9 protein-coding genes are annotated in these 11,110 nt (G+C 36.5%); 5 read left to right on the top strand and 4 right to left on the bottom strand.

What is annotated here, in order from left to right; all coding sequences use genetic code 11:
- Nucleotides 1-85: 85 nt before the first annotated feature.
- Nucleotides 86-1,468, top strand: coding sequence for a Na+/H+ antiporter NhaC family protein (locus tag V6260_RS14435; RefSeq protein ID WP_341594845.1), 1,383 nt, complete (start codon nucleotides 86-88; stop codon nucleotides 1,466-1,468).
- 70 nt (nucleotides 1,469-1,538) lie between these two features.
- Here V6260_RS14435 and V6260_RS14430 read toward each other — a convergent pair whose 3' ends face one another.
- Nucleotides 1,539-4,421, bottom strand: coding sequence for an insulinase family protein (locus tag V6260_RS14430; protein WP_341594844.1), 2,883 nt, complete (start codon nucleotides 4,419-4,421; stop codon nucleotides 1,539-1,541).
- Nucleotides 4,422-4,659: 238 nt separating this feature from the next.
- Here V6260_RS14430 and V6260_RS14425 point away from each other — a divergent pair, with 238 nt between their 5' ends.
- Nucleotides 4,660-5,076 carry an MAPEG family protein gene (locus tag V6260_RS14425; RefSeq protein ID WP_341594843.1) on the top strand — a complete coding sequence of 139 codons (417 nt, stop codon included), beginning with the start codon at nucleotides 4,660-4,662 and terminating at the stop codon, nucleotides 5,074-5,076.
- A 70-nt stretch (nucleotides 5,077-5,146) separates the two neighbouring features.
- On the opposite strand, the gene V6260_RS14420 is transcribed toward V6260_RS14425, so the two are convergent.
- Entirely contained in the window at nucleotides 5,147-5,884 is a 738-nt protein-coding gene (locus V6260_RS14420) for a peptidylprolyl isomerase (protein WP_341594842.1), read from the bottom strand.
- Between the two features lie 248 nt (nucleotides 5,885-6,132).
- Here V6260_RS14420 and V6260_RS14415 point away from each other — a divergent pair, with 248 nt between their 5' ends.
- On the top strand, nucleotides 6,133-6,315 hold the full coding sequence (locus V6260_RS14415) for a hypothetical protein (RefSeq protein WP_341594841.1): 183 nt from the start codon (nucleotides 6,133-6,135) through the stop codon (nucleotides 6,313-6,315).
- Between the two features lie 88 nt (nucleotides 6,316-6,403).
- Nucleotides 6,404-8,035, top strand: a complete 1,632-nt coding sequence (ushA, locus tag V6260_RS14410; protein WP_341594840.1) for a bifunctional UDP-sugar hydrolase/5'-nucleotidase UshA — start codon at nucleotides 6,404-6,406, stop codon at nucleotides 8,033-8,035.
- A gap of 29 nt (nucleotides 8,036-8,064) precedes the next feature.
- Here ushA and V6260_RS14405 read toward each other — a convergent pair whose 3' ends face one another.
- Both V6260_RS14405 and V6260_RS14400 read right to left on the bottom strand, forming a co-directional pair.
- Nucleotides 8,065-9,009 (bottom strand): hypothetical protein, encoded by a 945-nt coding sequence (locus V6260_RS14405; RefSeq protein ID WP_341594839.1) that lies wholly within the window; start codon nucleotides 9,007-9,009, stop codon nucleotides 8,065-8,067.
- Complete coding sequence (locus V6260_RS14400; RefSeq protein ID WP_341594878.1) at nucleotides 9,002-9,880, bottom strand: hypothetical protein; 879 nt, start codon at nucleotides 9,878-9,880, stop codon at nucleotides 9,002-9,004. Before V6260_RS14400 ends, V6260_RS14405 begins: the two co-directional genes overlap by 8 nt.
- A 237-nt stretch (nucleotides 9,881-10,117) precedes the next feature.
- Between V6260_RS14400 and V6260_RS14395 the strand changes: the two genes are divergently transcribed.
- Nucleotides 10,118-10,975: a S1/P1 nuclease gene (locus tag V6260_RS14395; RefSeq protein WP_341594838.1), complete on the top strand. Its 858-nt coding sequence runs from the start codon at nucleotides 10,118-10,120 to the stop codon at nucleotides 10,973-10,975.
- Nucleotides 10,976-11,110 lie beyond the last annotated feature (135 nt).

The raw sequence follows: 11,110 nt of genomic DNA, 5'->3' as shown, positions 1-11,110 counted from the left end.
AACTTATTATTTTCTTTGTTTTTGTATAAGCAGCTTGAAAATTAATTAAATTTTTATCCGTGCTTTTAATTTTGTGAATACTTAAATGCTTGAACCTTCTGCGTTAAGTTTACTGCCACCGTTGGTGGTAGTTGTATTGGCTGTTGTATTACGCCGCCCTATTTTATCTTTACTTATTGGTGCTTTAGTTGGTTTAGTTATAGCCTCCCCTGCACAAGTACTTACTAACTTTGCGAGTACATCGCTAAAAGTGATGACAGACGAAACCATCGGCTGGCTAATACTTGTATGTGGTGGCTTCGGCGCTTTAATCGCGCTATTAGTGCGCACAGGTGGCGCATCGGCTTTTGGCAAGTTAGCCCTTAAACACACTAAAGGTAAACGCTCATCTTTGTTTATGACCTTTTGCTTAGGTGTAGTTATTTTTATTGATGACTACTTAAATGCGCTTACCGTGGGTGAAACCATGAAACGCATTACCGATAAATTTAAAGTCAGCCGTGAGATGCTTGCCTATGTTGTTGACTCTACTGCTGCACCAATTTGTGTACTTGTCCCTTTATCTACCTGGGCGGTATTTTTTGGTGGCTTATTGGTAGATAACGGTATTGCTGAAGAAGGCAAAGGTATTGCTGTTTATATTCAAGCTATTCCGTACATGTTTTACGCGTGGTTTGCAGTACTTGTTGTTTTACTTGTTGTGCTGGGTGTTATTCCTGCTATTGGTCCGATGAAAAAAGCTGAAAAAATGGCGAAAATTGAGCAAGCTCAAGTCGACCCGGCCCAATACTGTGATGTTCAAACAGCAGATGAATACGCAGTAAAAGCCGTAGAAGAGAGCTTTGAAGATGCCGACCCTAAAGGTAAATTACGCAACTTTTTAGTACCGATTATTCTACTGGTTGCATTTACTGTTTACTTTGAAATAGACGTATACAAAGGCTTACTAGCAACAATGGCGGTCACTCTCCCATTTTATGCGCTACAAAAGTTAATGAGCGTAAGTGAAATGATTGAACGTATGCTTGATGGCTTTAAAAGTATGATCCCCGCTATTGGTACTGTTATAGCGGCGTTTATATTCAAAGATGTATGCGACTTAATTGGTTTACCTCAATTTGTTATTGGCAGTTTAAGCCCTTATATGACCGCTGCATATTTACCTGCTGTGGTATTTATTTCGATGGCTATTTTAGCGTTTGCAACAGGGTCTAGTTGGGGTATTTTTGCTGTATCAATTCCGATTGTTATGCCACTGGCAAATGCGGTTGATGCAAACATACCTTTGGTTATTGGTGCGCTCTTGTCTGCTTCTTCTTTTGGTAGCCAAGCGTGTTTTTACTCAGATTCAACCGTACTCGCAGCGCAAGGTTCTGGTTGTAACTTAATGAGCCATGCCGTTACACAATTGCCATATACACTGATTGCTGCGGCACTTGCCGTAATAGGCTTTTTAATAATGGCTTAAATTAGCTTAAAAAATAAAAACCCCAATGTAGTAATACATTGGGGTTTATTTTTAGCTGCATAAATAAAGCTTATTTTTGTAGTTTAATACCATTGTAATAGGCATCAAGCGTTGTGATTTTAGTTTGATTTGGTAAATCAGCAAAGTCACTTTCTATAAACTTAGTCCCGCGTAACTGCACATTTAAACGTGCTGCATTAGGGTTAAGCATTGTTTGCTTGTAGTAGTCTTTTATATCTGCAAGCGTTACTTTTTCAACTTCATCAATCAGCTTTTGCTTAGAATCAAAGGTAAAGTTTTCACGATACCAATCGCTTATAAGTGGGCTCATTTCGTCGCTTAAGTTTTTAGGCTGCTCTTTAAGTGATACAAGGGTTGAATTTTTAAGTTGCTCAAACGTCTCTTCGCTCATGTTATCAAGTTCAACTGCGTATTCTTTTTTAAACTTATCAAAACGAGCTTGTATTTCTTTAGGTCCTTTAACTGGTGTTTGTATAAACAAACCAATTGCAGAGTAATCTTCAATTGGACGAGCTAACGCGCCTACTGCGTATGCAAGCTGCTCCTCAGTACGCATTTTATCAAACGCAACAGTTCTAAAGTGACTTTGTAATACAGCTGCTTCTGCTTTTTGCTTGTAACCCGCAACTGGATGAACGGTCATATCAACCACAGCTACATCGGCTACATCAATATCTTTTTGCAGTACCAGCGTTTCGCCCGGTTGTGGCAACCATGCTTTGCTTCGCGCAAATTCACTGCGCTTATGATTACTTGGTAGTACTGCGCTTAGCTCTTCTGCAATTGCGTCTATATCTTGTTGATTGTAGTTACCGTAACTAAATACGCGTAAATCGTTTTGTGCAAACGTAGCTGTTTTTAATTGTGCTAAGTCGGCAACACTCAATGAGTCAGCGGCTTTAATAAGCGCATCTGTATCAAAGCCACCTGTACGAGTTAGTTTTGAATACTCGCCAAATGCTTGTGCGTACGGAAACTGTTTTTGCTGGTTTAGTAAATTACGTTTAAAACGATCTACTGCTTGGCTAAATGCTTGTGCTGTTTCATCGGCTTTTAATCCGGTTAAAGCTTGTTTAAGCAATACATCTTGTTTATCTGTAAAACCACTCATAGATAAAACAAGCCCATTACTTGGTGCTAAGCTTACACTCATACCCGCGACTGCTGCCTCAGTACTTAACTGACTTTGTTGAGTATTGTATAAATCAGCCCAAACAGAGTATAAAACTTCTGCTTTAATATCGTTTAAACCTGGTTGAGTATTTATATAAACTTCAACAAGCCCTTTTGGTTGCTCTGCAAATTTTTGACTTGCTTGGCGCCATACTTTTACACCCTTTTTATCGTAAGCAAGTTCTGGGTGTTTTTGCTCTTTAAATGCTTGAGTTTTTATTGCAAAATTTTCAGGCAATAAATTATTTACTGTTGGTAGTGCTAACTTAAATTCGCTTGGTTTTTTCCAGCTTGCAATCTCTTGTTCATTAATGTCACTGATGCGGTATTTACCGTCGTAAAAGTGTAGTTGTGAGTCTGTCTCTTCTTGCTGCGATACATACCAAATACGAAGGGTATCGGCATTTAACTGCTCAAGTACATTATTTACAGCATCAGCGTCAAACTTTGCATAATAATAAGGTGCATTAATGGCGTGATTTAACGGATAGTCTTGCATGCTTTGCGTAAGCGAGCTTACATAATTAAACTCATCACCTTTTTCTAAAAACTTAAACTGGTTATTAAGAGAAGTACGAATTTCGTTGAAGTACTTGCTATCAACGCCTTCTTTTTTAATTAAATCGATGTACTGCATAATAGTCGCAACTATTTCGTTACGATTTTTCATGCCTTCATCTGTAAGCTCTACATTTACATTTAACGAACCGTAGTTGCCATATTGATTTGGTGCAGCTGAAGCTGAAAGCTGAGACACCCACCCTTTATCACGAAGAAGTTGCGCTGGGCTGCCCGGCATTTCATTGCTTAGTAAATACGCTACAAACCGGTTTGGTTTAAGTGCAAATTCGCTATTATTATTAGCAATGGTGAAATCAAGTTGCAGCTGTTTTACATCTTCATTTGGTGCGTAAAACACACGCTTTGCGCCAGCATTATCAAAATCAAGTTTTGCAGTCACGGTAGGTTTTTCGATGTTTTTATTTTTTATATCAGCAAAGTATTTTTGCGCTTTTTTCTGCATTTCAGCAATCGATAAATTAGAAATAAGCGCAACTTTCATAATATTTGAAGAGTAATATTTATTATAAAAATCAACTGTTTCTTTATGAAGTGAACTGTTTTCTTTATCGCCAAGTGTTTCTAGGTTACCGATTAAAAAACGATTAGCAGGATGATCGCCCATCATTTTACGCGCGAGTTTAAATTGACCAAAAAAGTCCATTTCGCGGCGCATTGACCACTCTGCGTTTACTGCATTTTTTTCTTTGTCTGTGTACTCAGGGTATAACTTAGGCGCTTTAAAAAAGTCAGCAAAGCGGTCTAGCCCTTCATCAAACGCGTCGTTATTAATTTTAAACATGTAGTTGGTAATATCGAGCCACGTGTAAGCATTGTGCGCGCCACCATTTTTGGTCATAAAATCAGAATACCCTTTTGTGTCTGGGTAGCGATCTGTGCCTAAAAACAGCATGTGCTCTAAATAATGCGCCATACCTTGTTGCGACATTGGGTCGTGTAGTAAACCAACACCAACGCTTAGCGCCGCTGCTGATTTTTCAGCGCTCGGATCTGACACTAAAATGACTTCAATGTCGTTTGCCAGCTTAAGTGTTTTATATTCGCGGTTATCGTTAGGGCTTACAACTAACGTATCTGATAGTAAAGAGGCCTGAGGCGCCACTGAAACCGAAGCTGTATTTGAACAACCACTTAAAACTGCAAGTGCGATAGCACTAAAACCAATAATCTTTTTCATTTTTGTTTTCCATTAAAAAGTATTACGCAAAATAGCATGCGCCAATTCAAAGCAATATAGTTAAGCTAAATTAACATTTTCAATTAATAACTTTCTACAAAATAACGCTATTTTGTGTAACACATTGTGAAAAATGTCTTCATAATCGGCTATTAGTTGGGAGTCTGCCAACATTGCGAGATTAAAAATCATTCAATATCAAAAATACACAACCCCTAAACAATAATAAGGAAAAACAATGGAAAAAATCATCATACTTGCCATGTTTGCACAAGTTACGCTTTCACTGGTTGTCATGCTCATTATGGGTAAAAGACGCTTTGCCGCAGCTAAAAACAAACAACTAGATTTAAGCGATTTTAAAACAATGCAGTTAGATAAGGCGGGCGACACTATTAGAGTTGCAGATAGAAACTTTTCGAATCAGTTTGAAATACCTGTGCTTTTTTACGCAGGATGTTTACTTGCACTACAACTAAATAGCGCCAGTACACTTGTGGCTATACTGGCCTGTTTATTTGTAGCAACACGTATTGTGCATAGTGTTATTCATTTAGGTGAAAATAACGTACGCGCACGTTTTAAAGTGTTTTTATTTGGGTGTATTTGTGTGTTTACAATTTGGCTTTCGATGGTTTGGCGAGTATTATTTTAAACAGCAAAGTTTAATAATAGTAATGTGGGCGGCTGGTTTACACCATCCACATTACCGTTAATTTTAATTATTAGGAACGTTTTAAACGAGGTACCGCAAGTAAAAAAGCACTTAAAAGCCAAATTAACCCGCCGCCAGAACTGCTACTCGAATCTGTTGATGTGTCAGAATCAATTAGCGTATTTTCAGTAACAGTAAGGCCTGCTGCTGAATTAGGATCATCATCTATTACCGCTACATTTTGAATAGTCACTAAATTAGCACTGCTAATTGTTACATCAGTGCTTGCACATTGCTCAGCAGTAATATCAACCACTGGTGTTTCATCACAGTGTACTAACGCTGCAATTTTATCTAAAGTTGATTGGCTTGCTGCAGTAATTTGTCCAAATACAGTAAAGCCACCGTTTTGCGTATCAAGTGCTGCACTATTATCTGTAATATTAAAAAACCACTGACTTGTTGCGCTATTAGCATCACCCGATAATTTAGCCATCGCAATGGTACCCTTAACATTAGAAAAAACGGGCTCATTTTCTACAGCAGGCTTTGTAGTAATGGCATCTAGCGAATCAGAAAATGTAAAACCACCACCTTGAATAACAAAGTTACTAACAGAGCGGTGAATTACTGTTTCGTTATATGAATCGTCTTGAACGTAACTTAAAAAATTTGCGACTGTTTTCGGGGTTTGTTGATCAAACAGATTAATCTCTATGACACCTTGGCTCGTGTTCATTTCAACTACAGTAGCGGTGCTTGTAAAACTTGCTGCAGCAAGTGCTGAGCCAAGTAAAAGTTTTTTCATATTTCATTCCTGTTGTTATTTTTTAAACAATGAGTTATTGCGTTAACACATTAATCCTATCGGCGACTAAAATCGATTCTAAAATGTGAGTTGATACAATTAAGACCGCATTGATAACAAATTAATTACATATACCGTTATTTATATTCTTTTTTACTATATAAATTTAACTATTTAAAATTAAATCATCTTAAAAGTGTGGCCACTTATTTGTTACCTTAAAAGAACACAAACAACAGGAGCAGACAATGCCATACACTGAACATACAATTTGCGACTTTGGGTTACACAAAGGTGAACCATACACAAAACTACCGGCAAGTTTTCTTACCTGGATGATAGGTACTAATCATAATAAGCGAGAATACGCGGATGCAGAATTAAAGCGCCGCCAACATGCCGCAACAAAATTAACAACACCTTCTAAATAAAAATGTAAATAAGTACGTTTTTTTAGGATTAAACTAGTTTAAACTACTCGCTCAATAAATTAAGTAGGCCTTAATCCATAGGTATTTTATGCGTATAATTATTTTATTTTCGGTTATTTTTAGTGTGCTTGGATGCACATCTCCTGCTCCTCAATCCATTTCTAACAGTACTCATACTGAATATTTAACTGTTCTTCATACTAATGATAATCACGGCCGTTTTTGGCAAAACGAAAAAGGCGAATACGGTATGGCCGCTCGCAAAACATTAGTTGACTCTTTACGTAATGAAGCTAAAAAGCAGGGTCATGCCGTTTTACTTCTCTCTGGCGGTGACATCAATACAGGTATTCCTGAATCTGATTTACAAAAAGCAGAACCTGATTTTAAGGGCATGTCTTTAATTGGTTACGATGCAATGGCATTGGGTAATCATGAATTCGACAACCCTATTGATGTTTTGAAGCAACAGCAAAAATGGGTGAATTTCCCTTTTTTATCAGCCAATATATTTGAAAAAGAATCAGGCGAACATGCGTTTGATAGCTATAAAATATTCAAAAAAAATGGCTTAACTATTGCTGTTATTGGCTTAACAACAACCGACACAGCTAAAATTGGTAATCCTCAGTATATTGGGCACTTAGAGTTTAAAGACCCTGTTGACGTTACCGCAAAACTAGCTAAAGAAATAAAAGCTAAGTACAACCCTGATATTACAATCGCCCTGACTCATATGGGTCATTATGTTGATGCTAGCTTCGGCATTAATGCACCAGGTGATGTTACGCTTGCTCGCTCACTCCCTGCAAACACGCTAGATATGATCATTGGCGGTCACTCACAAGAACCTGTGTGTATGAGTGATACAAATGTAAATGACGACAACTTTAAACCTGGCCTTGCCTGTAAACCAGACCAGCAAAACGGTACTTACATTATGCAAGCCCATGAATGGGGTAAGTATGTTGGTAAAGCTGAGTTTAAACTTGAAAACGGAAAATTAACGTTACTAGACTACAAACTTATGCCAGTTAATTTGTATGTAGATAAAGTCCAAGCTGATGGCTCTACTAAAGAAGTATTAGCAAACGAGTACATTAAACCAGACCCTAAACTTGAATCTTATTTAGCGGTATACCAAGCTAAAGGTGCTAAACAAATTGAAGGTACCATTGGTGAAGTGGATGCACGCTTAGAAGGCGACAGAAACAAAGTTCGTTACCAACAAACAAACCTTGCACGTGTAATTATTCAAGCTCAAATGGATGTAGTAAATGCAGACTTTGGATTAATAAGTGGCGGTGGTATTCGCAGCTCAATAGAGGCAGGTAAAGTAAGTTATAAAGATATTTTAAAAGTACACCCTTTCAAAAATCGTATTACTTATATGGATTGGCAAGGTAGTGATTTATGGGATTACTTAAATACAGTAACGAGCTTCCCACCGGATGCTGGTGCTTATTTGCAATACCATAAAATAGCGTTTGAGCGTAAAAATAATCAGTTGGTTAATGTTTTTATCAATGGCAAACCGCTTAATAAAAATAAAACATACAGAATGAGCCTAAATAGCTATAACGCATCAGGCGGTGATGGTTATCCTGCGCTTACAAATAAAAAGGGCTTTGTAAGTACAGACGAAACAGATGCTAAAGCACTTCAAGACTTTATATCAAAAAATAGTCCTCTTAAAGCGGCTGAATTTACCCCTAAATAACCTCTAAGAATAAGAGGAATGTAATCTAGTTACTTTCCTCTTATTTCAATATTACCTTTTTTAATATTTGCCAGCCCATAACTATGCAAACGAGAACGAGAGCCTTCTCCATAGGCTTTAGGTGGGTAATATAGCTCTTTTTCTTCAGGATATTCACTAAGTACTTCATCTAACGCCGCACGTATTTCACTCAAGGTTTTTTCTAGGCTATTATTAAAATTAGGTCTTTTTCTAACCGTATGGCCGAGTTCAATCAACCTATAAAAATACTTATTAGCGAGCTCTAGAAGTTCCTCTGGTACATCTTTATTATGTCTAAGCGCTACATCATCGTTATTTGTACAATACTCTACAAGTGCCAAATAAAAGCACAGTGGTTTATTAGCTAAACACGTTTTTTGATCAGTGTTAAAGTTGTTTGAAAGCGTTTTATTATTAAGATCAATAATAAGTACAAGTGGTAAAACTTCCACAATCTGCGTTTCATGAGTGCCTATTCTCTGAACATTAGAGTGTTTAGTTAAAACATACTTACCCCAAAAACTCATCAAAACACTTATAAGTAACAAGACAAAGTGAAGCGTTATACTTTTCGTGTCCAAATATATCTTTTTTATACTAAAAACAACAGCCACTGGGCCACTGTTGCTATTTAGACTATGACTAAACTCATCCGCCTTCAATGGTAAAGTTAACTCATTCGTGGGTGTAATAGCTATAACTTTAAGTCGGCTACTATTTATATAAGCATTCAATTTACTTATATAGCTATTAACTGCATCTTTATTGCCAGAGTGTTTCAATAACTCGTTGGAAAGATCTAGTAAAGGTAAGTCGAGTGCTATTTGCTTTTCTATTTGTGTTATTTTTTGCTTTAAAGCTTGCTGATTTTTTTGATTAATCGATATATAAAGCACAATTGATAACATTAAAAACAAACCTAGAGCTATGAGTGGTAATTTGAGTTTACTCATCCTTTAACTCTCCTATAAAACTAGCCGAACCAGCTCCGCAGTCCCAATAAGGCTTCACTTTTTGATAATAATGTAAAGTTTGATCTTTTGACATATTGAGCAGGTGGGACTGAACTGCACACAATAAATCGGTATTGTTCTGCTGCATTTTTAAATACCAATGTGTCCCGCTAATATTACTGCTTAAAGGTGTAATATAGTTTTTTGAAAAACGCTCTGCATCACTTTGTTTCCAGAATGAAGCAATAATATCAACTTCACCATTAGCAAGTAAATCACGTAATTCATTATGAGAACTAGCATAAGTGATTTTTAAATTAGCTAAATTAATATCAAGCTCTTTAAACGTCTGCTTTGGTAAAATATGCCCTGACCTACTTGTTGGATAATCAAGCAGACCTATGCGCTTATCTAGAAAGTATTGTTTAGTAATTCGAGGTTTTTCTTTAGAAGATATAAAAAAAGCCGTGTAGTCAGAAAAACCAACAACGGGCTGGTAGTTATAGGTGGACTCTGCCTTAAAAGCCGCCATGATATTATTTTTGGCCAAAATTAAGTCCGCAATACCTTTGCCTACAAATTCTACACTATCGGCTGTTCTGTAACCCCAATAACCAATTACTGAGCCATATTGTTTAGCTACTACGTTATCATTGCACAAATTCTGTGTTAATAATTTGGCTGTTTTTTTTGATGGTGTAAAGATTATAAGAGCACTTTTATTACTTATTGCCGATGTTTGACATGTTGTTGAAGTTTTAATCATTATTGGAAAGTGTAAATCCTTGTTATCTACAATTAATTGACCACAGATCCACGTGACAACCACCAACAGAAACAAAAATGCAACAATTGAACTATTTTGCAACATAATACTTTTTAAATTCAAAATAAAATCATCTAAAAATAAACTATCTCTGTATTTGAACAATTTTACTTACTTATTACAATAGGTAATTTTACTTGTTCAAAGTAACTTGTTGATTAAAAAGGGATAGCAATAAGAAAGTATGAATGTTATTGAGTCCTTCCTTTTGAGTGGAAAAATAAGGACAATTGACCGCATTAGATGTAGCAGCAAATTAAAATAAACATTTAGGAAATTTTAATGAATAGCGATATAAAATACTCGGTTTTTTCAGCACTGTTCATTAGTGCAATTTTCACAAGCAGTAATTCATATGCTTGGGGTCAAAATGGTCATCGTATAGTTGGAGAAATTGCTGAATTCCATATAACAGAAACCACTAAAGCAGCAATACAGCCATACCTTGATGGTGAATCACTTGCACAAGTATCTACTTGGCCTGATGAAATGCGCTCAGCCCCTGGCGAGTTTTGGCAAAAAAAATCTTCTCGTTGGCATTATATTAATGCAGCACCGGGCAAATCTTTCAGCATCAATCACGAACATACTAAAAACAAGGAATCTGTAAGCAATATCCTTGAAGGCATTCACTATTCGATGCAAACTCTCACCGATAAAAATAGTACCTTAGACGCTAAACAGTTCAGTTTGCGGTTTTTGGTACATTTGGTAGGCGACAGCCATCAACCATTTCATGCAGGTAGAAGTGAAGACAGAGGTGGAAACCGTATTAAGGTTTCATTTTTTAACGAAGAAACAAACCTTCATAGCCTTTGGGATACAAAGTTAGTTGAGAACGAGAACTTGTCATTTACTGAGTACGCACAATTTATTGATACAAATAATAGCGAGTTAATTGCTGAGTATTTACAAAGCTCACCTAAAACGTGGGTTGAAGAGTCTCATAACTTAGCGACAAAGATTTATAAATATACCAATGACGAAATTGGCTACAGCTATATATATAACAACACCCCTATTGTGAAAACACGTCTTCAACAAGCGGGTATTCGTTTAGCTGGGTTATTAAACGCACTGTTTGACCCTTCTGCAAAAGAGTTAGAAACGGCTTTAGCTTTTAAAAACGAAAAAAATTAACTAGATGTGTTTCATCTTAATGTAACACTGAGAAAGTAAAATCAAAAAAATATGATTAAAAAATAATATACAATTTAAATACTGTAAAGCTTGTAAAGGGCTACTAATGAGTTCTTTAATAGGTACATTTAAAAA

Source organism: Pseudoalteromonas aliena (assembly GCF_038155085.1).
Classification (GTDB): domain Bacteria; phylum Pseudomonadota; class Gammaproteobacteria; order Enterobacterales; family Alteromonadaceae; genus Pseudoalteromonas; species Pseudoalteromonas aliena_A.
This window is presented reverse-complemented; position numbering and strand designations above follow the sequence as displayed.